The 22,475-nt window shown below is 37.6% G+C and carries 24 protein-coding genes and 1 pseudogene; 6 read left to right on the forward strand and 19 right to left on the reverse strand.

Going from position 1 to position 22,475, the window contains the following annotated elements; genetic code table 11:
* Positions 1-92: 92 nt before the first annotated feature.
* The 7 genes from bioB to Q9306_RS00680 form a co-directional block, all read right to left on the reverse strand.
* Positions 93-1,091 (reverse strand): biotin synthase BioB, encoded by a 999-nt coding sequence (gene bioB / locus Q9306_RS00650; RefSeq protein WP_306194203.1) that lies wholly within the window; start codon positions 1,089-1,091, stop codon positions 93-95.
* The gene (gene bioC, locus Q9306_RS00655) at positions 1,045-1,902 is read right to left on the reverse strand and encodes a malonyl-ACP O-methyltransferase BioC (RefSeq protein WP_306194206.1); all 858 of its coding nucleotides are present in this window, start codon (positions 1,900-1,902) and stop codon (positions 1,045-1,047) included. The genes bioB and bioC overlap by 47 nt, the downstream gene beginning before the upstream one ends.
* A complete protein-coding gene (locus Q9306_RS00660; RefSeq protein ID WP_306194208.1) occupies positions 1,895-2,617 on the reverse strand; it encodes an alpha/beta fold hydrolase in 723 nt (240 codons plus the stop codon). The genes bioC and Q9306_RS00660 overlap by 8 nt, the downstream gene beginning before the upstream one ends.
* Positions 2,614-3,801, reverse strand: a complete 1,188-nt coding sequence (gene bioF, locus Q9306_RS00665; RefSeq protein ID WP_306194210.1) for an 8-amino-7-oxononanoate synthase — start codon at positions 3,799-3,801, stop codon at positions 2,614-2,616. Before bioF ends, Q9306_RS00660 begins: the two co-directional genes overlap by 4 nt.
* Positions 3,767-4,495, reverse strand: coding sequence for a dethiobiotin synthase (bioD, locus tag Q9306_RS00670; protein ID WP_306194214.1), 729 nt, complete (start codon positions 4,493-4,495; stop codon positions 3,767-3,769). Before bioD ends, bioF begins: the two co-directional genes overlap by 35 nt.
* Complete coding sequence (bioA, locus tag Q9306_RS00675; RefSeq protein ID WP_306194215.1) at positions 4,495-5,868, reverse strand: adenosylmethionine--8-amino-7-oxononanoate transaminase; 1,374 nt, start codon at positions 5,866-5,868, stop codon at positions 4,495-4,497. Before bioA ends, bioD begins: the two co-directional genes overlap by 1 nt.
* A 123-nt stretch (positions 5,869-5,991) precedes the next feature.
* Positions 5,992-6,360 (reverse strand): hypothetical protein, encoded by a 369-nt coding sequence (locus Q9306_RS00680; RefSeq protein WP_306194631.1) that lies wholly within the window; start codon positions 6,358-6,360, stop codon positions 5,992-5,994.
* 69 nt (positions 6,361-6,429) lie between these two features.
* On the opposite strand from Q9306_RS00680, the pseudogene Q9306_RS00685 reads away from it, so the two are divergent.
* Positions 6,430-6,598, forward strand: a pseudogene (locus Q9306_RS00685) (Na+/H+ antiporter NhaC); the annotation flags it as partial.
* A gap of 44 nt (positions 6,599-6,642) precedes the next feature.
* Here Q9306_RS00685 and Q9306_RS00690 read toward each other — a convergent pair.
* Complete coding sequence (locus Q9306_RS00690) at positions 6,643-8,841, reverse strand: bifunctional 2',3'-cyclic-nucleotide 2'-phosphodiesterase/3'-nucleotidase (protein WP_306194217.1); 2,199 nt, start codon at positions 8,839-8,841, stop codon at positions 6,643-6,645.
* A gap of 300 nt (positions 8,842-9,141) precedes the next feature.
* On the opposite strand from Q9306_RS00690, the gene Q9306_RS00695 reads away from it, so the two are divergent.
* Both Q9306_RS00695 and Q9306_RS00700 read left to right on the forward strand, forming a co-directional pair.
* Positions 9,142-9,921: a GDSL-type esterase/lipase family protein gene (locus Q9306_RS00695; RefSeq protein ID WP_306194219.1), complete on the forward strand. Its 780-nt coding sequence runs from the start codon at positions 9,142-9,144 to the stop codon at positions 9,919-9,921.
* A 260-nt stretch (positions 9,922-10,181) separates the two neighbouring features.
* Positions 10,182-10,628, forward strand: a complete 447-nt coding sequence (locus Q9306_RS00700; protein ID WP_306194220.1) for a MarR family winged helix-turn-helix transcriptional regulator — start codon at positions 10,182-10,184, stop codon at positions 10,626-10,628.
* A gap of 125 nt (positions 10,629-10,753) precedes the next feature.
* Here the strand turns inward: Q9306_RS00700 and Q9306_RS00705 are convergent, their stop codons facing one another.
* The 7 genes from Q9306_RS00705 to argC form a co-directional block, all read right to left on the reverse strand.
* The gene (locus tag Q9306_RS00705) at positions 10,754-10,912 is read right to left on the reverse strand and encodes a hypothetical protein (RefSeq protein WP_306194222.1); all 159 of its coding nucleotides are present in this window, start codon (positions 10,910-10,912) and stop codon (positions 10,754-10,756) included.
* Between the two features lie 54 nt (positions 10,913-10,966).
* Entirely contained in the window at positions 10,967-11,524 is a 558-nt protein-coding gene (locus tag Q9306_RS00710) for a DUF2062 domain-containing protein (protein ID WP_371932283.1), read from the reverse strand.
* A gap of 98 nt (positions 11,525-11,622) precedes the next feature.
* A complete protein-coding gene (gene argF, locus Q9306_RS00715; protein ID WP_306194228.1) occupies positions 11,623-12,573 on the reverse strand; it encodes an ornithine carbamoyltransferase in 951 nt (316 codons plus the stop codon).
* Positions 12,574-12,586: 13 nt separating this feature from the next.
* A complete protein-coding gene (gene argD / locus Q9306_RS00720; RefSeq protein WP_306194230.1) occupies positions 12,587-13,741 on the reverse strand; it encodes an acetylornithine transaminase in 1,155 nt (384 codons plus the stop codon).
* Positions 13,710-14,504, reverse strand: a complete 795-nt coding sequence (gene argB / locus Q9306_RS00725; protein WP_306194233.1) for an acetylglutamate kinase — start codon at positions 14,502-14,504, stop codon at positions 13,710-13,712. The genes argD and argB overlap by 32 nt, the downstream gene beginning before the upstream one ends.
* 11 nt (positions 14,505-14,515) lie before the next feature.
* Positions 14,516-15,739 carry a bifunctional glutamate N-acetyltransferase/amino-acid acetyltransferase ArgJ gene (gene argJ, locus Q9306_RS00730; protein WP_306194235.1) on the reverse strand — a complete coding sequence of 408 codons (1,224 nt, stop codon included), beginning with the start codon at positions 15,737-15,739 and terminating at the stop codon, positions 14,516-14,518.
* A 12-nt stretch (positions 15,740-15,751) separates the two neighbouring features.
* The gene (argC, locus tag Q9306_RS00735) at positions 15,752-16,789 is read right to left on the reverse strand and encodes an N-acetyl-gamma-glutamyl-phosphate reductase (protein WP_306194238.1); all 1,038 of its coding nucleotides are present in this window, start codon (positions 16,787-16,789) and stop codon (positions 15,752-15,754) included.
* Positions 16,790-17,023: 234 nt separating this feature from the next.
* Here argC and Q9306_RS00740 point away from each other — a divergent pair, with 234 nt between their 5' ends.
* Both Q9306_RS00740 and Q9306_RS00745 read left to right on the forward strand, forming a co-directional pair.
* Positions 17,024-17,209 (forward strand): YqzH family protein, encoded by a 186-nt coding sequence (locus Q9306_RS00740; RefSeq protein ID WP_306194240.1) that lies wholly within the window; start codon positions 17,024-17,026, stop codon positions 17,207-17,209.
* A 60-nt stretch (positions 17,210-17,269) separates the two neighbouring features.
* Positions 17,270-17,638, forward strand: a complete 369-nt coding sequence (locus Q9306_RS00745; protein WP_306194241.1) for a hypothetical protein — start codon at positions 17,270-17,272, stop codon at positions 17,636-17,638.
* A 23-nt stretch (positions 17,639-17,661) separates the two neighbouring features.
* On the opposite strand, the gene Q9306_RS00750 is transcribed toward Q9306_RS00745, so the two are convergent.
* A complete protein-coding gene (locus Q9306_RS00750; protein WP_306194243.1) occupies positions 17,662-18,456 on the reverse strand; it encodes an SDR family oxidoreductase in 795 nt (264 codons plus the stop codon).
* A gap of 9 nt (positions 18,457-18,465) precedes the next feature.
* A complete protein-coding gene (locus Q9306_RS00755; protein ID WP_306194245.1) occupies positions 18,466-19,416 on the reverse strand; it encodes an MBL fold metallo-hydrolase in 951 nt (316 codons plus the stop codon).
* Between the two features lie 175 nt (positions 19,417-19,591).
* Between Q9306_RS00755 and proI the strand changes: the two genes are divergently transcribed.
* A complete protein-coding gene (gene proI / locus Q9306_RS00760) occupies positions 19,592-20,431 on the forward strand; it encodes a pyrroline-5-carboxylate reductase ProI (protein ID WP_306194246.1) in 840 nt (279 codons plus the stop codon).
* A 32-nt stretch (positions 20,432-20,463) separates the two neighbouring features.
* Here proI and sdaAA read toward each other — a convergent pair whose 3' ends face one another.
* A complete protein-coding gene (sdaAA, locus tag Q9306_RS00765; protein WP_306194248.1) occupies positions 20,464-21,342 on the reverse strand; it encodes an L-serine ammonia-lyase, iron-sulfur-dependent, subunit alpha in 879 nt (292 codons plus the stop codon).
* Between the two features lie 18 nt (positions 21,343-21,360).
* Positions 21,361-22,020 carry an L-serine ammonia-lyase, iron-sulfur-dependent subunit beta gene (gene sdaAB / locus Q9306_RS00770; RefSeq protein WP_306194250.1) on the reverse strand — a complete coding sequence of 220 codons (660 nt, stop codon included), beginning with the start codon at positions 22,018-22,020 and terminating at the stop codon, positions 21,361-21,363.
* Positions 22,021-22,475 lie beyond the last annotated feature (455 nt).

Genomic DNA, 22,475 nt, shown 5'->3' on the forward strand with positions numbered 1-22,475 from the left:
AGCTCCTTCATAGAGAGCTTTCTTCTCAAGTTATCATTAGGTTTATCCCGCTATTTGCGGGCAGTAAGACCCCCACTGATGGAAGTTTCACTTTATAATGCACATTCCTCAATTTCAAATTCTAAATCTTCAATCATTCCCCAGTCTGCTGTTGGCTCTTGGCCAGCAGTTGTTAAATAATCACCAACGAAGATTGAGTTTGCCGCAAATAAACCAAGAGGTTGAACAGCTCGTAAATTAATTTCACGTCCGCCAGAAATACGAATTTCTTTTGACGGATTCACAAAGCGCATCATCGCTAATACTCTCAAGCACTGCATTGGTGTTAATTCTTTTTGTCCTTCTAACGGTGTTCCCTTTACAGAAACAAGGAAGTTACATGGAATAGAATCCGCATCTAAACGCTTTAATTCAAATGCAATCTCTACGCGTTGTTCCTCCGTTTCACCCATTCCGAAAATAGCACCAGAACACGGTGATATACCTGCATGCTTCGCTTTTTCAACCGTATCAACACGATCGTCATACGTATGAGTTGAGCAAATGCTTTCGTAATTATCTACATGCGTATTTAAATTATGATTGTAACGATGCACGCCAGCTTCTGCAAGACGTTCTGCTTGATCTTCATTTAAGAATCCTAAACAACAACAAATCTTTAAATCAGTCGTTTCGCGGATTTCCTTTACCGCTCCAATAACATGATCTACCTCTTTATTAGTTGGGCGACGGCCAGAAGCTACGATACAATATGTGCCCGCCTTACGACGAATGGCTTCATGTGCACCTTCAACAATCTTCTCTTGTGTTAACCAAGCATATTTATCAATCGGAGCTTCGGATATGATTGATTGAGAACAATACCCACAATCTTCTGGACATAAACCTGACTTCGTATTAATAATCATATTTAGTTTTACTTTTTTCCCGAAGTAATGATGACGAATGACATACGCCGCATTCATAATTTCTAAAACTTCTTCGTCATTTGCTTGTAAAATACTTAGTGCCTCTTCTTTCGTTACATCTCTTCCCTCTAATACTTCAAATGCGATTTGCTTCCAATCTGTTTTCGTTTGTACATGTTTCATTTCTTCTCTTCCCCTCTTTTTTCATATAAGAAAATAAAGCATGATATGTTGCTGCAATTCGTTCACCTTCTGTAAAATCCCGTTCGTATATGCGAAGCATACTGCGAAAGACAGAAGGACTTTGACAATAAGATTCTTCATTGCTATTCGTTGCTCCAACTTTACGAATCGATTGTAAAAATTCACGAACTGCAGCAAACGTTTCTATGTAACATGTTTCAGTAATCTGTATATCCCCTGTTATTCTTTTACATAATTGTTGCAGCTGTAATCCTGTAAAAAATCTTTGCCCAACAGTTGTAACATCCTCTATTGCATACGCTGTTTTCGCACGCTGAAATGATGTATGAAGCTCATGAAACGTTTCATTTCCAAATGTCGAAAACAACAGCACGCCATCTTCACGTAAATTTTTATATAAATGTACTAACGTAGCTGATAAATCATTTAACCATTGAAAGGTTGCATTGGAGATTATTACATCGTATTGTTCCTGAAGTGTAATACGTTCAATGTCTTCACATTGAAATGTAACAGACTCTACATTACACCTTGTTTTTGCTTTCACAATCATACTTTCTGCAAAATCAACGGCTGTAATCGTTGCCTTCGGAAAGAATGTTGCTAGTTGCTCCGTTACATAACCTGTGCCGCAGCCAAGTTCTAAAATATGAATTTGTGCCGATTCGTCGTAATGTTCTTTCATATGAGCAAGCAGCTGATCTGCCATCTTTTTTTGAACAGTTGCATATTGATCATAAGATACAGCAGCTTGATTAAATCGCTTTTGTAACAACGTCTTGTTAATCATTTTGCTCTATCCCCTTTACAAACTGTATCATTTCTTGTGCACATCGCTTTGCTTGTGTAAAACAAAGTGCATGTCCAGCATCTTCTATAATCGTGAGTGATGCGTTTATTTTTCCTTGTATATACTCCGCCGCAGAGAGAGGACAAATCACATCATCTTTCCCATGAAGAAGTAATACTGGCACATCTATTTGCAATAACTGTTCTCTAACATCTGTTTCCATTAAATAATGGAGCCCACATTGCAAAGAATGACTCGAATCACCTTGAAATTGTTCAGCTATCTTCAGAAATGCCCTGTCTTGTCCGCTTTCCTGCTCCGCCCTGGAAAACATACTTACATAAAACCGTTTCAACGTATCATCTTTTTGTTTCAAAAGATTTCGGTTCATTCGGTCGACAAAAGAGTGTTTCCAGCCATGTATGTAATCGGATTCTGTTGTAAATTTCGCTGTTCCTCCTAGTAACACAATCCCTTTCGTTTGCAATAAATGGTGCACTTGAAGAGCGGCCAATGCCCCAAGTGACCAGCCAACTAAAATTACTTCTTTATCTTGCGCTACCTCTATAATTCGGCGTTGAAAGCCCTGCTCATCTTCAAGATTGCGCCAATGAACGACATGCACGGGAAAATCATGTAAATACGGAAGGAATGCTTCCCAAACCTGTTCTTCCATACCCCACCCAGGAATAAGAATAAGACTAGGTCGCGTCATGAAATCACCCCTTCTTCTTTTCCAATTTGTATAATTTGCTGCGTTGCCCATTGTAAATCATCATTCGTATGATGAGCTGTTACGGCAAAGCGGATGCGGGAACTATGCTGCGGAACAGTAGGCGGCCGAATCGCAATTGCCGCTATTCCTGCTTCTTGCAATTTCATGCTAAAACGGAGCACTGCTTCATTAGAACCTCCGATAACCGGAACAATATGCGTCGTGCTGTCTCCAATATGAAAACCAGCTTCTTGCAGAGTTGTTCGAAAATATCGGCCATTTTCTATTAATCTATAACGATCTGTTTCATCTTTTCTCACAATGTCAATTGCTTTCCCAATTGCTCCAAGCGTTCCTGGAGGTAAAGCGGTTGTAAAAATAAAACTGCGCATCGTATTGATCAAATACTCGATACAAACAGTACTTCCAGTAATATACGCACCATAACAGCCCATTGCTTTACTAAATGTACCCATGTGAATATCGATTGACTTAGCTAATTGGGGATGCTCATGAGCAAGACCCGCTCCGTTTTTCCCGTATATTCCGCCAGCATGTGCCTCATCAACCATAAGAAGCGCTCCGTATTTTTCTTTCAGCATCACTAAATCTTTTAAATGAGCTCTATCTCCATCCATGCTAAAAATGGTATCCGTCACAATAAGTTTTCGTTTTTCTACCTTTGCAGATTTCAGTAATTGCTCTAAATGTTCTAAATCATTATGACGATAGCGCTTATGCTCGGCACCGCTTAATACGATACCATCTACAATACTGGCGTGATTCAGCCTATCGCTAAACACAATGTCATGACGACTTACAAGTGAAGAAATTGCTCCGATATTTGCCGTGTAACCGCTATTCACAATTAGTGCTTTTTCAGTTTCTTTCCAAGCACATATATGCTGTTCGATTTCTTCATATAACGGATAGTTCCCTACAACAAGACGGGATGCCGTCCCTCCGGTCCCATACTTTTTTGTCGCTTCTATTGCTGCTTCTTTTAATCGTTCATCACCAGCTAATCCTAAGTAATTGTTTGAAGCTAAATTTAATAATCTCTTTCCATTTCGAACGAGCCACGCTTGTTCGGCGTGCTCCGTTGCAAATAATTTTCGGTGCTGTGATGTTTCAATAAAACTCGATAACCTAGACTGAAAATGAGTTTCCCACACTGGATTCATTGCGTAAAAGCTCCTCTAACCTTGAGATTGCAATACTCTCTTCTGCTGCTTGTAATAGTTCATTTCTTGTAAATTCTTCACGAAGCGCAGGCAGCAATCCAATAACCGGTACGCCGCTTAATTCTTCTATCATTTCTTTATTTTCTAGCACTCTTTCTTTTTCATGTTCTCGGCATCCAGATAAAATGATCCCCGCAACTGATAAGCCGTGTGCTTTTGCATAAGAAATTGTTAAAATCGTATGATTCACTGTCCCAAGTGTTGGCCTTGCTACAATAAGCAATGGTAATTGCAATTGTTTAGCAAAATCGGCAACGAGGGCATCGTCTGTGTAGGGAACTACGAGTCCACCAGCACCTTCTACAAGTAAAGAGTCAAATTGTTTCGATAATTCTTCGTAATGACTAGTAATATCTGATAATAACACTTTCCTTCCCGCCCGCTTCATTGCTAAGCGAGGTGCAAGCGGTTCTTGAACTGAGTATGGACAAATCTCTTCGCATGATATTGTTACACCAGCAGCTGCTTTCAACCGAGCAGCATCTCCTTCTGGATGTGAGGAAAGATGACCACTTTGCAATGGTTTATAGACACCAATATTATACCCGCGCTCGCGAAGCACACCTGCTAATGCACCTGTTACAACCGTTTTTCCTACTTCCGTATCAGTTGCTGTCACAAAGAAACCACTCATCATTCTCCCTCCGTTACCTCTTGAATGGCTTGCTGTAAAATCACAATCATATCATCCAATTCTTCTATTGTAGAAGCAAGCGGCGGCATAAAGACAACAACATTTCCTAGTGGGCGAAGAATCATTCCTAAATCACGTGCTCTTTTGCAAACCTTCACCCCAACTCGTTCCTGCCAAGAATACGCTTCCTTCGTTTCTTTATTTTGCACAAGCTCAATACCAATCATAAAGCCGCGCTGACGAATATCTCCTACATGCTTAAACCCATGCAAAACTTCTAAGCGTTTTGCGATGTATTCCGATTTATGACTAACAGCTTCTATAAGATTAGTCGTTTCGAATAATTTCAAATTTGCAAGTGCTACTGCACAGCCTAGTGGATTCCCTGTATAACTATGACCATGAAAAAACGTTTTTTGTTCCTCATAATCACCTAAAAATGCTCGATAAACTTCATCTGTCGTTACGGTAATGGCAACTGGTAAATATCCACCTGTTAGCCCCTTTCCGGCAGTTAAAATATCCGGCGTAATTCCCTCATGCTCGCAAGCAAACATTTTTCCTGTTCTGCCAAATCCCGTTGCTACTTCATCTGTAATAAGAAGAACATTGTATGCTGTGCAAAGCTCTCTTAATCCTTTTAGATAACCATCTGGCATAGTAATAATCCCGCTCGCCCCCTGGACAAGTGGTTCAACAATAACAGCTGCTACTTCTTCGTGATTGCCTCGCAATAAATCTTCCATTTCTTCTAAATGCTTTTTTACAATCATTTGCCCATCTTCCCCATAAGGAGAACGATATGTATACGGATATGGTACTTTTAACGTATCAAATAAAAGCGTACTATACACTTGGTGAAACATATCAATCGCCCCGACAGATACCGCTCCAATTGTGTCGCCATGATACGCTTCTTTCATCGTTATAAATTTCTTCTTTTTCGCCTTTCCTTTATGCTGCCAATATTGAAAGGCCATTTTAATTGCAATTTCAACTGATGTCGCACCAGAATCAGAATAGAAAACTTTCTTCAGTCCATTCGGTACAATTTCAATAATTTTTTCGGCTAATAAAATACTTGGTACATTCGCGATACCTAGCAATGTAGAGTGTGCAACTTTATTCAATTGCTCACGAATCGCATCATCTAACTCTTGAACATGGTGACCATGAACATTAAGCCAAATAGAAGATACACCGTCCCAATAGCCTTTCCCATTCACATCATACAATTTTCTTCCTTCTCCCCGTTCAATAATGACAGGATCATCTTCCAAATAATCTTTCATTTGAGTAAAAGGATGCCACACATACTCTTTATTTTTTTGAGCTAATTCCTCATATGTAAGTTCCATGCTCCTCACAGTCATGATTGCCACCTCTAATGTTAACTTATTTTATTTAAAGGTTAACATTAAAAAACAAATACTGTCAATTCTTTTTCATAGAATCCTATTCTAAAAAAAGAACGACTTATCCTATGATAAGTCGCCCTATTTTTCATGCTGAATTTTACCAATTTCTTGAATCAATTGTTCGTCTGTTTTACCTTCTACTTCAATCCCAAGCTCTTTTGCATGCTCTCGAAGAAGCTCTTGGCGCTTTTCAGAACGCACTGCACCTATTTCTTTTTGAATCTGTTCTTTTGTTTTTCCTTCTGTAGAAATCCCGAATTTATCTGCTGTTTTTTTCATTTTTTCTTCTTCATCTTGTCTTACTGTTTCTTTTGGCTTTTCAACACTTTTCTTTACTGAATTAGGAGATGACGCAAATGCTGTATAAATTCCAGCACCACCAATGACTGTAAACAACATTGAAATAATTATGATTTTTATCTTCATATTTCGCCTCCTTAAATTCATTATAACGAACAAATAGATAATTTGTACCCTATTTCTCTATCATACAACTTTAAAAATAATTGTTGCAGGGGCGTTAACTTTTTGCTCGGTGAACAATACTTATCAATCATCTTACCGAGTCAAGCATTTGCAGAAAAATACGATGAGCTACCTGCCATATACCGTTTTCTGTTTACTTTGTCCACTCATCACTTTATTTGTCGGATTCACAGGATTTGGCCTATCACGGGAGAAAGAATATAAAGAAAAGTCCGCTGCCTTAGCAGTGGACTTTATTCTTTATTATTTATTTAATTTCTTTCTTCTAAATAATGCTATTGCACCTGCACCAATAAACGCAAGACCTGCGCCTAATGTCGTAAACACATTCGCTCCTGTGTTTGGCAAGTTGTTGTCTGTTTTCGCTTGCTCTTTACTTGAATCTGTTGCCTCTGGCTTCTCTGCACTGTTTTTATTATCTTCTGTTGTTTTCGGCTGGTCTCCGCCATTGTTATTATCTGTTGGCGTTTTCGGTTGATCCGTTCCATTATCGCCGCCATTTGGCTTCTCTCCACCAGTTGGTTCATCTTTTTTCGTTAAATCCATTGCATATTTGGCAAATTCATTTTCTGATGGGCCAACGTAAGAAATTTTGCCGTCTTTTGTTATATATTTTTTGGCATTTGGAGAAGAATCGAATGTAACATTCAATTTCTCACCAGCAATTGGTTTAAATGACCAGTTTTTATCTGCTGTCGGGTTAATTGTTTTTATTTGTTTCATATATTCTACAATAATTTGACGAGTTTCATCAGGAGATTGTAAAAGTACTTCCCCATTACTTACGCCTGGGAATGTTTTACTGCTACCACGATAGTTATTCGTTGCTACAACAAACTCTTGACTATCCGTCACTGGCTTTCCGTCAAACGTTAAGTTCACAATACGGTTTGCACCTTCATTTACAACTTTTCCATCTTTGTCATATTTAGCAGGCTGCGTTACATCAATTTCATATTTCACGCCGTCTAATACGTCAAAATTGTATGTTGGATAGTTAATATTGACTAATTTTTGCTCATCTTTGTTCTTTGAATCAATTTGATTAAATTGACCTGCAGACATTTCTAACCAATCTTTCAACTGAACCCCGTTTACTTTCACTGCATATAATGTGTTTGGATATACGTATAAGTCCGCAACGTTTTTAATTGCAAGCGTCCCCGCCGGAATATCTGTATAATATGTAGCGCCGTTACGTCCGCCTGCTTTAAACGGTGCACCTGCTGATAAAATTGGCAGCCCTTCAAATTTCGTACCCTTCATCTTCTGCTCTGTGTACCACTTTTGTGCATTCGTTACAATTTGAACAGATGGATCATCTTGTACAAGCGCAAAGTAACTATTAATTGGCGCTGTCGTTTCACCAACTGGTGTATTTACATATTTAATTGTTCTTTCATGATCATCCTTTATCTCGTCTACTAATTTTTGGTCTGATTCTACTAAAGCATTTCCTTTACTATCTGCAATTGGACGAACAGTAGGGTTCGATTTATCTTTTTGTACTTCCCATTTTCCGTTCACTTGCTTTAATTCCATATCAATCATACCTAAATTATTTCCGAAAACACCTGGCATTACAACAGGAACATCTTTATACTTGTCCGTTACTACTGCATGAGAATGCCCCATCAGCACTGCGTCAACACCAGGAACTTCTGTTGCTAAATAATAGGATGAATTCTCCATCCCAGAATTGTAACCGCTTTTATCAACACCCGAATGAGCTAACGCAACGATAACATCTGCGCCTTCTGCTTGCATTTTCGGCACCATTTCTTTTGCTGTTTCTACAATATCTTTTGCTATTACTTTTCCTTCTAAATTCGCTTTATCCCATCCCATAATTTGCGGTGGTACAAAGCCCATAACTCCAATTTTTATTTTCTGCGTTTGTCCAGCTTCATCTTCTACTTCTTTTTCAAAAACATAATATGGTTTGAAATAATTTTCACCAGTTTTTGCATCATATACATTCGAGTTAATTACAGGAAACTTTGTTTCGCTAGTCACTTTTTTTAAATAATCTAAACCGTAGTTAAATTCATGATTTCCAAGAGAGATGACGTCATACTTCATTAAATTCATCATACGATATAACGGATGCACATAGCTTGGATCTTCTTTTTTTATTTTATTTGCTACATAATCGCCAAGCGGCGTCCCTTGCAGTGCATCTCCATCATCAAATAAAACAGAGTTTTTTACCTCTCCACGTGCTTGATTAACAAGAGTTGCTGTTTGAACTAATCCTACCTTATTATCTGTTTTTGTTTGATAATAATCATAGTTCATTAAGTTTACGTGAATATCAGATGTTTCTAGTATTCTTAGTTTTACAGCACTTTCCTCTGCATATGCAGGCGTAGCCCATACTTGCGGAGCAATAACACCCAATGCAAGTGTAGCACCAGTCAACGTTTTTGTTGATTTCTTCACAAAAAATCCCCCCTATAGCATAATCCCCAGTTATAAAATATACGATGGGATCAATGTCCCTACTTCTTAATCATCCAAATTGCCAAGACGTTAGTTGTCCTACTTCTGTTGCAATTTGGATAAATTTACCCATCTGGAATTTATCATAACGAACAGTCGTTACAATCGTCAACAAATTTTGACGTTCTTCTACAAATTTTCTGTAAAAGCATTGTAAAATTTTCGTGAAGACGTAATATTTCTTCCATTGCTTCTCATCATGAATATGATACAATAACCATTTATAAGGAGGATAACATAATGAAAAAACTTCTTTTACCTACAGTTTGTCTCCTCCTTCTTATCATTACACTTTTGTATTGTGACAAGAATAATGAGACAAATATTCAAAAAGAATCCCCAGCAACAACCGTTCCGCACTGGATTGATACACAAACTGATGCGACGCTTCATCATCTTGTCCTAGGTGATTCTCTTGCCAAAGGTTACGGGTCTACACAAGGCGGATATGTACAAGTTGCTTCTCATACATTAGAAACACAATTACAAAAACAAATTATAGTCGATAATCTTGCAATAAATGGCTTAACAACAGACCGGTTACTGCAAATGATACAAACCGACGAAATGAGGAAAAAAATAAAAGAAGCTAACATGATTACAATTAGTATTGGCGGGAATAACGTTTTACACATAAAGCGAGACGTCGGTGTTATTGAAGGAATGAAATTATTAAATGAAGAAAAAGATCATTTTGAACAAGATTTACAAAACATCGTAAAAACGATTCGTGCCGCTAATCCTAACGCACTCATCATTTTATCTGAACTCTATAACCCATTAAAACTGGATGATTCCATTGCTTCTTACGCAAATGTTTTCTTAGACAATTGGAACAAAACAATATATTCGATTTCAAAAGAAAACCAACCTTCACTCGTCTTACCAATTCGCAAATTATTACCAAATGATCAAAAAGACTTACTGTATGATCAAGTTCATCCAAATGACAAAGGATATGAAATAATTGCAGAATCATTTGCAAAACAAGTGTTGTCATATAAAGTGAAACTTCCGTAAGTAAGTGGGTTTCTTACTTATGGTTAGTTGAACCAATCGGGCCCTTACAGGCGGTTCTCCCTCCCAATTTTACACAAGCTACCGCCTGTTTGGGCGGGATAAAGTGAAACTTCCATAAGTAGACGGGTTTTCTACTTATGGTTAGTTGAACTAATCGGGCCCTTACAGGCGGTTCTTCTTCCTGATTTCACACAAAAATCATTCTATTTTTATAACATTATGTTTTTTTGTTACAATAAGAACAGAAGGGGGCCTGTTATATGGATTCACGTGAGTGGGAACGCATCGTTGATCATCTTCTTTCGCTAGTACCTCTTTTTTATCGCAAGTTTATGCTTCCTGGAGAGTTCTCTTCTCAGCGACACATGCCACCATCACATACGCAGGTGTTATTGTTATTGCATGAGCGAGATACATTAGCAGTTTCAGAAATCGGCAAACGATTAGCTATTTCAAGGCCGAATATGACACCATTGCTAAATAAACTCATTCAAGAAGATCTTGTAGAGCGCCATTATAGCGAAAAAGATCGACGGGTTATTTTAATGTCTCTTACAGCCGAAGGAAAATCATTAGTCAATCAATACAAACAATTCCTTTTAAAAAAGCTAAAAGAAAATTTACAAACATTATCAGCAAGCGATCGGGAGCAGTTAACCCATTCCTTGCAAACAATCCAAAATTTAATTATGAAAGCAAATATATAAAGCTGCTTCTAAAGAGAAGCAGCTTTATCCCGCATTAACGGGCAGTAAGACCCCCACCTCAAGAGGAAGAGAGAAGCGAAGAAGATAGGTGGGGGATGAAGCTCCCCGCTGATGGAAGTTTCACTTTATGATTCATAATAGTTTCCATAATATACATTTGAATACGGCCAAGTAGTTAAATACGGCTTACTTTCTTGTGATGGTTGAACAGTCTGTCTTACGTAAGAAACAGGATAATATACAACCTGCGGGTAATACCTAGGGTCATAATAAGAAAAAAACATCAGCTTTCCTCCTTTTTAGAAGCATATTCAAAAAGGAAATTTGATGTGCATTCATTATAGTTGTGCAATTGGTCTTTTTATTTGTCTCTTTCTTTTCGTCAATCGTAATTTACGGTTTTTCTCGTATAAATAGTACATAACAAAATAAGCAATTATTCCAAGTCCAATTCCTAAAATTGTCATGCCTATTATTACATATACTTCACTTTGTAACAGACTTCTTAAGATTGTTAACCCATTACTTGAAAAAATGTCTCCTATTGTATAATGGTGAAGCGGTATTTTTTTTACATGAAAAGGATAAATGAGTTTTCCGAGTGCATGCGCGAAAGGAATTAAAATAACAGGTAAAAATGTTAATTTCCCAATAATATTACCGATCACAGCTGCTGGAAATGAACCTTTCAGTAATCGAACAAGAGGATAAAAAATAAGGTATACGAGCGAAGCCGTATGAATAACTAACATCTCCATTCCAAACCCCACAGCAAATCCTCGTGATACAATTTTTGCGCCTTCTGGTGCACGCAATAATCTATAATAATTTAACTTCATTCCCCGCCAAATACGCTGAAAGAATGAATATGTTTTCTTATTTACTCGCATCGACATCATCTCTCTTATATTTTTCTGTTGCTTACTATTATAAAGTATATAAAGAGAAAATGCGAAATCTAGATAAGACATTTCGAATCGAAAACAACCTTCTATTATGAAGAAGGTTGTTCATCTTGTAATAAACTGACTAATAATGATTTTTGTACATGCAGGCGATTTCCAGCTTGTTGAAACACAATTGATTGTGGACCATCAATGATTTCTGCGGTGACTTCTTCTTCGCGATGAGCTGGTAGACAGTGTAAGAATCGATAAGTTGATTTCGCTTCTTGGACAAGTTGCTCATTCACTTGATATGGCTGAAACAGTTTATATTTCTCTTTATTATCTTCTTGCCCCATACTCATCCAAACATCTGTATAAATAAAATCTGCTTCTTTGACAGCCTCTTTTGCATTATATGTAATTTCAATTGTAGTTCCTGTTTCCTTCGCAATTTCAATTGCACGTTTCACAATTTCTTCATTTGCTTCATATCCTAAAGGCGTTGCAACTGTAATGTTCATACCTACTTTTGCACTTGCAAGGAGCAGTGAATGACAAACATTATTTCCATCACCAACGTAAGCAAGCTTAATATTTTTAAATGTCTTCACTTCTTCATAAATCGTCATTAAATCTGCTAATGCTTGACACGGATGGTGATCATCTGTTAACCCATTAATAATGGGAATTGTCGCTTCCTTTGCTAATTCTTCTACTTCCGCATGTGAAAATGTTCGGATCATAATTCCATCTATATATTGTGATAGCACTTTTGCCGTATCCGCTATACTTTCTCCTCTTCCAAGTTGCAGTTCTTTTCCGTTTAAAAACATACCATACCCTCCAAGCTGAATCATTCCAGCTTCAAAAGATACACGTGTACGAGTAGAGTGTTTATCAAAGATTAATCCTAAAATTTTTCCGTTTAAGAGTGGCAACGTTTTTTCTTTTTTTACATACATCGCAAACTCAATAATTGCAATGATTTCTTCTTGTGATAATTCTTCTAATGTTAAAATATCCTTTGTTTGCAGTTTTGGTACAGAAACTGTTTGCATATAAATTCCCCCTCTATTTTAGCAGTGCTTGTTTACATACATGATTCATCATATGCACCGCTTCATCTATTTCTGCTTTCGTTACAATAAGCGGCGGTAATATTCGCAGTACATTTGGTCCAGCTTGCAAAACGAGAAGGCCTTCTTTCTCTAACGCCGCTACCATCGCACTAACTTCCCCTTTGCATACAACCCCAATCATGAGTCCTTTCCCGCGAATATCAATAATCCACTCCTTATCCTGCAGATCTTCTTGTAATTTCCGTAAAAAATACGTTCCTTTTTCTTGTACTTCTTGCAAGAAAGAAGGTTGTGAAACAATTTGTAATACTTCTTTTGCAGCTGCCATCGCAATAAAATTCCCGCCAAACGTCGAACCGTGTGTTCCTGGAGTGAAAACAGATCCTAACTCTTCTTTACCAAGCATCGCTCCAATCGGAATACCATTTCCAAGTGCTTTTGCAACCGTGACAATATCAGGTGAAATACCCATTTGTTCATACGCAAATAACGTCCCTGTTCTTCCAATTCCGGTCTGGACTTCATCTACAATGAAAAGTGCACCGTTTGCATGACACAACTTCTCAATTTCACGTAAAAATGGAACATCTGCTGGAAAAACACCGCCTTCCCCCTGTACAACTTCCACCATAACCGCTGCAATTTCTTCATTCACCGCTTCTTGAAACGCAGCAATATCATTAAAAGGGAGGTGTAGAAAACTTGGAAGAAGTGGTCCAAACCCATCATGAATTTTAGATTGCCCTGTTGCACTCATCGTCGCAAAAGTTCGTCCGTGAAATGATTGTTTACACGTAATCACAACGGATTTCTTTGTATACTTACGGGCTAACTTCAGCGCTGCCTCATTTGCTTCCGCTCCGCTATTACAAAAAAATGCATAGTATAACTCTCGATCCTTTGTTAATAACTTAGCAACTTCTTCTTGTACAGTATGTGGAAATAAATTAGAAATGTGCCATATCGTTTGTAATTGCTCTTCTACAGCATTTACCACTGCTGGATGACAATGCCCTAAATTACATACCGCAATGCCAGAAGTAAAATCTAAATATTGCTTTCCTTGTTTATCTGTAACCTTTGTACCGCTTCCGTTCACAATTTCAATATTTCGTCTACTGTATGTTGGAAAAACATGCTGTCCCACTACCTCTCCCCCCTTTTGTTACTATTGTTCCAATCCACTCTCCTTTATCTGTCAAAAAACTTTGTGTACCATTCACAATTACAACATCCTTTACTCCTAGTTCTAATGATGCTAGTGCAGCTTTCACTTTCGGAATCATTCCACCAGTAATCGTTCCCATATCTATAAGTTCAAGAAGCTGCTGTTTATTTGCTTTCTCAATGAGCTTTTCCTTATTTATAACGCCATCTACATCTGTAATAAAAATTAATTTTTTCGCATTGATGGCTGTCGCAATCGCCGCTGCTGCTGTATCTGCATTCACGTTATATAGCTGTCCATCCATTACTCCAACGGGTGCAACAACGGGAATAAACTGATTTGCTAACAAACACTGTAATATTGTTGTTCGAACAAATTTTACTTCACCGACAAAACCAAATTGTGCTTCTAGCGGAGCGACTTGCAATAATCCCCCATCACAACCAGATAGTCCAATCGCTTCAAGTTTTTGTTCATTTAATTTTGAAACAAATGTCTTATTTGTACTGCCGCATAACACCATTTGTACAATCTTCATTACCTCTGCTGTTGTCACACGTAATCCATCTTTCTTTTCAATTGGAATGCTTAATTTCCTTAGCATCGCATCAATTTCAGGCCCGCCGCCATGAACAACAATCACATCATACATTTGCGCAATTTGTTTCATACATTGAAAAAATGTTTCACCTAAACGATCCAACATACTGCCGCCGCATTTTATTACAATACGTTCTCTCATCTCTTCTCTCCTTATGTACGATAGCAAGCATTAATCTTTATATATTCATAACTTAAGTCGCATCCCCATGCTCTTCCGCTCGACTTTCCTAGATGTAGATATACATCAATAATAAGCTCTTCTTGTTGTAACATTTGTTTCATCTCTTCTTCTGAAAAATATTGAGGTTCACTATCCTTCAATACTGCAATCGACTGAATATAAATATTAACCGCACTCGGTTCAATCACAATGCCGCTTTGTCCGATTGTGCTAATAATACGGCCCCAATTTGCATCCTCACCATATGCAGCTGCCTTCACAAGATTGGAACCGACAATTTGCTTCGCAATCATATTTGCCTCTTCTACAGTTCGCGAACCATGCACATTTACTTCAATTAACTTTGTCGCTCCCTCTCCATCTTTTGCAATTTGCTTTGCTAAATCTTCACATACCTTTTCAAGTACAAATAAAAACTTCTCCCATTCAGGATGTTTTTCGCATATTGCAGTTGTATTGGATAACCCACTAGCCATCACAAGTACCATATCATTTGTAGACGTATCTCCATCGACTGTAATTTGATTAAATGTATGATTTGTAATTTGGGATAAAGCTCTTTGTAATGTTTCACTTTCTATATTCACATCAGTCGTAATAAACCCGAGCATCGTTGCCATATTTGGATGAATCATCCCCGAGCCTTTCGCAGCTCCGGCAATAGCAACCTCTTTCCCATCAATTGAAAACTTGTAACATGATTGTTTCGCAACTAAATCTGTCGTCAAAATTGCTTCATAAAACGATGTCGCAATCTCTACTTCTGTTGATGGTTGTAACGAAGAAATACCACTTCGTACTTTCTCCATTGGTAGAAGCTCTCCGATAACTCCTGTAGACGCTACCGCAACGTCATTCTCCTCAACATGAAACTGCTTAGCTGCTAATGCACGCATTTCATATGCATCCTGCAGTCCTTTTGCACCTGTGCAAGAATTCGCATTTGCACTATTCACAACAATAGCCTGTAATTTTTGCTTAGCAGCAATACTTTCTTTCGTAACAATAAGAGGAGCTGCTTGAAATTGATTTTTCGTATAAACAGCCCCGCAGCTCGCCGGTACTTCACATACGATTGCTCCCATATCTTTTTTCTCTTTTCTTAACCCTGCATGAATCCCAATCGCGGCAAATCCTTTTGGTGTTACAATTGAACCGTTTTCTATCTTCGTACATATTACTGTTTCAATCATGTTTTCTCCCCCCTACGGATATAACGGCATAAAGTGTAAATTCTCCGTCTCTTCCACCCCTGCTAATATATTTGCATTTTGCACAGCCTGCCCAGCTGCACCCTTCATTACATTATCAATAACTGCTACAATCGTAATTCGGCCTGTTCGTTTATCATAAGCCGTTCCGATGTCACAAAAGTTAGATCCCCTTACTTCTTTCGGACTTGGAAAAACTCCCTTTTCTCGTATTCTTACAAACGGTGAATGAAAATAACTTTCCTCATAAAGCTGCTGAAGCACATCAGCCGTTATTTCCTGTTTCGCCTTTGCATAGAGCGTGACCATAATCCCTCTCGTAATCGGAATCAGATGTGTACTAAACGTGATTGGTTTCATGTTCTCATCCCATTCTCGCAACATTTGCTCAATTTCCGGGATATGCTGATGTTCATTTACTTTATAAATGTATAAATTATCGTGAATTTCCGGAAAGTGCGTCATACTTGTCGGTGTCTTCCCTGCCCCAGATACTCCTGATTTCGCATCAATAATAAGTGAATCCACTTCAATGATTCCGTTTTTTACTAATGGAGCTGCCGCAAGCAAAGTGGCAGTTGCATAACATCCTGGATTCGCAATTAAATTTGCAGTTGCGATCTCGCTTTTTTTCCATTCCGTTAATCCGTACACTGCTTGTTGTAATACTTCTTCTTTTGCAGCTGTTTTTTTATACCACTCTTCATAGATAAACGGCTCTCGAATTCGAAAATCTCCTGATAAATCAATAACTCTTACACCAGCGTCTAGTAAACTCGGCGTCAAATTTGCTGACACCCCAGCCGGTGTTGCTAAAAACACAAAATCCGCTTCTTTCGCAATCTCTTCAACATCTACCTCTGCTAATGTATGAGAAACAAAAGTAGATAAATGAGGATAAGGGATTGTCATCACTTCTCCAATTTGCGAAAAAGAATGAACTGATGTCACTGTAAAGCTTCGGTGATGTGTTAATAACCGTAAAAGCTCAAGTCCTCCGTATCCAGTCGCCCCAATAATTGCCGCTTTCATAATTCCTCCTCATTACCTTTTAGATTTAAATACGATTATAGTATTGTATATTTATAGAGTCAACTAAATATTTATAAATTTAACACTACAAAAAAACCTTATTTTTAAAGTTATTTTACTAATAAAACTTTAAGACAAATGAATTTTTATACACAAATCAACAATGTAGAGATTTTCTTTTCTTATTCAAGTACAATGAAAACAATACATATACACATATAGGTGAGAAAAATCATGAATGAAAAATTAATTAAAAAAATGATTACAAAAAGTTTTCAACAATATCAATGTACGCCAACTTCACAAGAAGACTATGAAACGCTCATAGAACGTATTCAAAATATGTTTTCTAACCATGCGGAGATTGATTTATATGAGGCTGTAGAAGATGTCGTGTATGAGTATATTACGTTATCGTAAACATTGAGAAACTTATAACATGTTAAAGGAATATAAAGCATGAAAAGGAGATTATAAAAAATGAAAAAAGTTTTTATTCTTCTCGGATTACTTACTTTCTTTTTAGCAGCTTGCCAAAATAACACCATAAATTTCACAGGCATTTATCCTCATGTTCATGTAACAAAAGTAGAAGTAACGAAGGGCAATGGAGAAAATACAATTATTACAAATCAAGCACATATCGATGAATGGATCAATCGCATGCAGTCTATTACATTTACACCAGAAGAAAACCAAGAAAAAAAAGTCGGATATTTATATTCCGTAAAGATGTATAACAAAGACGGAAAAGTAGGCAGTTTCACGACTTCTGAAATTAACGGATATTATTACAAAGAAAATACTGAATTAGTATCAGCCATAGAAGATTTAATCAACAAAAAATAGGAGATTCTCTTTTTGAGAATCTCCTATTTTTTACTTAATGATTTTCCAGCAACACGTTCAAATAAACCAGGAAACAAGGAAAAAATAATCGGCCCTAAATTCATCCACTTCGGTAAATTTACTTCACGCTTTTTCATTTCGATTGCTTTTACAATTTGCTGCGCTACATAGTTTGGTTTTAATATGTAACGTTCGACACTTTTTACGTATGTACCAGATTCATCAGCTATCGTATGAAAGTTTGTATCAATTGGACCTGGATTAATTGCTGTTACAGTAATGTTTGTATTCGCCAGCTCCATGCGCAAACTATTTGTAAACCCTAATACTGCATGCTTTGTTGCTGCATATGCACTTGATTTCGGCGTTGCAATTTTTCCTGCTAGTGAAGCGATATTCACAATATGTCCACTATTTCGTTCAATCATATAAGGTAAAACTGCTTTCGTGCACGCTACTAAGCCGAATACATTTACATCAAACATATCCTTTACTTCTTGCACAGATGCCTCGACAAACGTTTTAAACACACCAAAACCAGCATTATTGACTAATATATCAATCTGTCCTATATCCTGAAGTATTTGTGTAAAAACACGCTTCACTTCGGCTTCATTACTAACATCCAAAATATAATAATGACAAGAAGTACGATATGTGGTTTCAATTTTTTGTTTGAGCTCTCGTAACTTTTCTTCTGTGCGAGCGATTAGTACAGGGATTGCCCCCTGCTCCGCTACTTGCATCGCTAACTCTTCCCCAATTCCACTTGAAGCTCCTGTTATGACGATTACTTTATCTTGTAAACGCCTATTCATGGCTGTCACCTACTTTGCATAGTAAATCCACTTCTCTGATGACTTATCAATCATCACCTGTTGATTATATGCTAAAAAGTCTAATTGTCCAACCGTTTCAGAGATTGTAAGCGGTAACTGCTTTTCATATAGCACAGGAAATAGTTTGACGCATACTTCAAATGCTGTCATCGGTTGTTCCTTTAATAAATTTAACACTTTAAAGGCACGTGCCTCTTGTTTTTGGAGACGCTCATTTACTAATTTTTTCACATCAGTAACATCTTCTCCGTGCCCAGGTAAAACACGTGAAATATTCATACTAGCTAAGCGCTTTAATGTTTCATTATACTGCAGCATCGGCTTCGCTCGTTCTGTTTCTCCTTCATATGGCGGTTCTAAAATTGGATTAGAGGAAATATGCCCAATTAAGGCATCACCACCAATTAACAATCCATCCTTTTCACGATATAAAGAAATATGTGTAGAAGCATGACCTGGTGTTTCAATTACCGTAAATTCCGGCAACGAAGCAATGCGATCTCCTTCCCTTACAGTATGTGTAAGCGAACGTTTACAGGAGTAAATCATTGTTTTCGTTAACGATGCACTTTTCTTTAAAAATGTTTCTGGAACTCCAAATTGTTTAGATTCATCTAAAAAGAATTGTTGATATCGCTTTAGAAATTGCGGATCTTGTGTAATCCACGGTTCATTCCACGGATGGCCCACAATATTTGTTTGATTAGGGAATATATCCAATAATCCACAATGATCGGCATGGTGGTGTGTCAGCACAACTGTTTCAATATCTTCTATCTTATATCCTAATGCATTTAATTGCTTCTCTAATGCTAGTCTTGCTTCTTCTGTATTCGTTCCTGTATCAATTAATGTAAGTGTTTCTCCCTCTACTAAAAAAATATTAACGATTTCTACCGCAAATGGAACAGGAATTTCAAGTCTATGAATAACTGTCATACTTATACGCCCCCTCTGTTTCTCCGTTTCAAAAAATGAATCTTCCTTCAGTTTACATCTAACACAATAATTTGTCATTATTTTCAGATAAAAAGAAGGAATTTTCTACGAAGAGCCGAATGTATGTAAATTTATAAAAGTTATTCTCATATGCATAGTAAAAGGGGGACACATCATGTCATTACAAAAAATCGCTTTTGTCGGTGCCGGCTCAATTGCCGAAGCTACAATTGCTGGATTATTACAAGCCCAAGTTGTAAAAGGAGAACAAATCACTGTAAGTAATCACTCTAATAAAAGAAGACTGCAAGAATTGCACCACCGATACGGTGTACATGGTACACATGATAAAAAAGAGCTGATTGCTCACGCTGATATTATATTTTTAGCAATGAAACCAAAAGATGTTGTGGAAGCTCTTACTCCATTACGAGATTATATTACGAGTAATCAACTAATCATTTCATTATTAGCCGGTGTATCCACGACATCCATTGTCAATTTACTGAAAAAAAATGTTCCTATTATTAGAGCAATGCCAAATACATCATCAGCAATTTTAAAATCTGCTACCGCCATTTCTCCTTCTGTTCATGCAAAAGAAGAACATATATTGCTTGCAAAAACGCTTTTTGAAACAATTGGTGTTGTATCTGTTGTAGAAGAAAAGCATATGCATGCTGTCACCGCTTTATCAGGAAGTGGTCCAGCTTATATTTATTACGTTGTAGAAGCAATGGAAAACGCAGCAAAACAAATCGGCTTAGAGGAAACTGTTGCAAAATCACTTATTCTCCAAACAATGATTGGCGCGGCAGAGATGTTAAAAACAAACGAAAAGCACCCTTCTATATTAAGAAAAGAAATTACATCGCCAGGAGGAACGACAGAAGCTGGCATTGAAGTGTTGAAAAGCTTTCAATTTCAAGAAGCATTGATTCAATGTATTACAGAAGCAACAAAGCGTTCTCGCGAGCTTGGTGAAACGTTAGAGAAGTTTGTAAATGAACAATAAAAAAACCTTGCTGCGTAAGCAAGGTTTTTCTCTTATTCACTTTTCTTCCCAAAAATTTCTTCCTGTAAACGACGTCCTGTCGGCGTTGCTGCAAGACCGCCTTCTGCTGTTTCACGAAGCGCACTTGGCATCGTTTGTCCGATGCGATACATCGCTTCAATAACTTCATCACAGGGAATGATACTCGTTACACCAGCTAATGATAAATCAGCTGCAATCATCGCATTTGATGCACCAGCTGCGTTCCGTTTTACACAAGGTACTTCTACAAGTCCTGCAACAGGATCGCATACTAATCCAAGCATATTTTTAAGTGCAATACTCATCGCTGTTGCTGCCTGCTTTTGTGTACCGCCAGCCATTTCAACAGCAGCTGCTGCCGCCATTCCACTTGCTGAACCAACTTCCGCTTGGCACCCACCGGCTGCACCAGCAATACAAGCATTGTTTGCTACAACCATACCAAATGCACCAGCTGTAAATAGAAATTCAATCATTTCTTCGCGCGTTGGATTTAATTTTTCTTTTAGTGCAAATAACACACCTGGTACCGTTCCTGCTGAACCAGCTGTTGGCGTCGCACAAATAATTCCCATCGCAGCATTTACTTCATTCGTTGCAACAGCTTTACTTACCGCATCTAAAATTGTATCCCCTGATAAACCTTTTCCACTTTTCATATACGCTTGTACTTTCACTGCATCTCCACCAGTAAGTCCAGTTGGAGATTTTACACCTTGAATTCCGCGCTCAACTGCTTTTTCCATTACAACTAAGTTTTTTTCCATTCCAGCAATTACTGCTTCACGAGAAAGGTTTCTTGTTTCCATTTCACATTGAATCATAATCTCTGCGATTTTTACATTTTTCTCTTCTGCTTGTGCAACTAGTTCCGCTACATTCCGAAACATGTTGTGTCCCCCCTGCTATTAATCCATAATTGTTACTTGACAAATATTTTGCTGCGCTTTAATTTCATCGATAATTTTATCTGCTAACAACTCATCCGTTTCAATAACCATTAACGCTTTTCTTCCTTTTTCCTTACGTGAAACACTCATCATACTAATATTAATTTCGTGCTTCGCAAGTATAGATGTAACAGAAGCAATTGTTCCGAAACGGTCATTATTTACAATTAGAAGCGCGGGACTTGTACCTGTTAATTGCAAATCAAATCCATTGAGCTCCACAACTTCAATTTTCCCGCCGCCGATTGAACAAGCAACAACTTCAATTTCATCCTCACCTTTATACAAACGAAGTTTCGCTGTATTTGGATGGACCGCTTGCGCTTCTTCTTCAATAAATGTAACGTCAATTCCGCGCCCCTGTGCAATTTCAAGTGCTTGAGGAATGCGAGGGTCATCCGTTTCAAATCCTAATATTCCCCCCACAAGTGCTACATCGGTGCCATGACCTCGATATGTTTTCGCAAACGAACCATATAACGAAATAATAATTTTCTCTGGTTCATGACGAAACAGCTGACGAGCAACTTGCCCCATTCTTGCTGCACCTGCTGTATGCGAACTAGATGGTCCAATCATAACCGGACCGATAATATCAAAAACTGAACGATATTTCATAACAGTTCCCCCTAAATCTTCATTATGAAAAAAGTTACTTACTAATAATCTATTAAGTTGATGCTTTCTTTGTTTTTCTATTTGTACTAATAAATTTATAGAATTCATTCAACAAACTATATAAATACGAATTAAAAAACCGACATAAAACCATCTTTTTATAGGTGGGCGAGAGCATCTGTCCATGCATAGAAGCGGTCAGTGCCTTTTCCTGCCACATGCCATGTGTGAAACAAAAAGAGCGGGTCAGTAGCGGACATGTTGTATCCCGCATAACCACAATCTATATGTCGAAAAATTAAAATGGATTCATATAATATACACACCATCAGCTATCATAATATATAAGTGCTCTCTTGTCACTTTTTGATTTACTACATTTTTTTACAAAAACATACAAAGTGTAAATTTATACTGTACAAATACAATGAATACGCTTTCATTATATCTCTTTT

The sequence above is a fragment of the Bacillus multifaciens genome (assembly GCF_030756675.1).
Taxonomy (GTDB): Bacteria; Bacillota; Bacilli; order Bacillales; family Bacillaceae_G; genus Bacillus_A; species Bacillus_A multifaciens.

Bases quoted from the DNA above. Each gene is read 5' to 3' on its own strand.
- bioF (WP_306194210.1), bottom strand. From the start codon at position 3,801: ATGAATCCAGTGTGGGAAACTCATTTTCAGTCTAGGTTATCGAGTTTT.
- Q9306_RS00660 (WP_306194208.1), bottom strand. From the start codon at position 2,617: ATGACGCGACCTAGTCTTATTCTTATTCCTGGGTGGGGTATGGAAGAA.
- Q9306_RS00755 (WP_306194245.1), bottom strand. From the start codon at position 19,416: ATGACAGTTATTCATAGACTTGAAATTCCTGTTCCATTTGCGGTAGAA.
- sdaAB (WP_306194250.1), bottom strand. From the start codon at position 22,020: ATGAAATATCGTTCAGTTTTTGATATTATCGGTCCGGTTATGATTGGA.
- Q9306_RS00680 (WP_306194631.1), bottom strand. From the start codon at position 6,360: ATGAATTTAAGGAGGCGAAATATGAAGATAAAAATCATAATTATTTCA.
- Q9306_RS00750 (WP_306194243.1), bottom strand. From the start codon at position 18,456: ATGAATAGGCGTTTACAAGATAAAGTAATCGTCATAACAGGAGCTTCA.
- Q9306_RS00695 (WP_306194219.1), top strand. From the start codon at position 9,142: ATGAAAAAACTTCTTTTACCTACAGTTTGTCTCCTCCTTCTTATCATT.
- argF (WP_306194228.1), bottom strand. From the start codon at position 12,573: ATGCAAACAGTTTCTGTACCAAAACTGCAAACAAAGGATATTTTAACA.
- argJ (WP_306194235.1), bottom strand. From the start codon at position 15,739: ATGATTGAAACAGTAATATGTACGAAGATAGAAAACGGTTCAATTGTA.
- argC (WP_306194238.1), bottom strand. From the start codon at position 16,789: ATGAAAGCGGCAATTATTGGGGCGACTGGATACGGAGGACTTGAGCTT.
- bioC (WP_306194206.1), bottom strand. From the start codon at position 1,902: ATGATTAACAAGACGTTGTTACAAAAGCGATTTAATCAAGCTGCTGTA.
- argB (WP_306194233.1), bottom strand. From the start codon at position 14,504: ATGAGAGAACGTATTGTAATAAAATGCGGCGGCAGTATGTTGGATCGT.
- Q9306_RS00710 (WP_371932283.1), bottom strand. From the start codon at position 11,524: ATGTCGATGCGAGTAAATAAGAAAACATATTCATTCTTTCAGCGTATT.
- Q9306_RS00740 (WP_306194240.1), top strand. From the start codon at position 17,024: ATGAATGAAAAATTAATTAAAAAAATGATTACAAAAAGTTTTCAACAA.
- proI (WP_306194246.1), top strand. From the start codon at position 19,592: ATGTCATTACAAAAAATCGCTTTTGTCGGTGCCGGCTCAATTGCCGAA.
- Q9306_RS00705 (WP_306194222.1), bottom strand. From the start codon at position 10,912: ATGTTTTTTTCTTATTATGACCCTAGGTATTACCCGCAGGTTGTATAT.
- bioB (WP_306194203.1), bottom strand. From the start codon at position 1,091: ATGAAACATGTACAAACGAAAACAGATTGGAAGCAAATCGCATTTGAA.
- Q9306_RS00700 (WP_306194220.1), top strand. From the start codon at position 10,182: ATGGATTCACGTGAGTGGGAACGCATCGTTGATCATCTTCTTTCGCTA.
- sdaAA (WP_306194248.1), bottom strand. From the start codon at position 21,342: ATGTTTCGGAATGTAGCGGAACTAGTTGCACAAGCAGAAGAGAAAAAT.
- Q9306_RS00745 (WP_306194241.1), top strand. From the start codon at position 17,270: ATGAAAAAAGTTTTTATTCTTCTCGGATTACTTACTTTCTTTTTAGCA.
- bioD (WP_306194214.1), bottom strand. From the start codon at position 4,495: ATGAGTGGTTTCTTTGTGACAGCAACTGATACGGAAGTAGGAAAAACG.
- bioA (WP_306194215.1), bottom strand. From the start codon at position 5,868: ATGACTGTGAGGAGCATGGAACTTACATATGAGGAATTAGCTCAAAAA.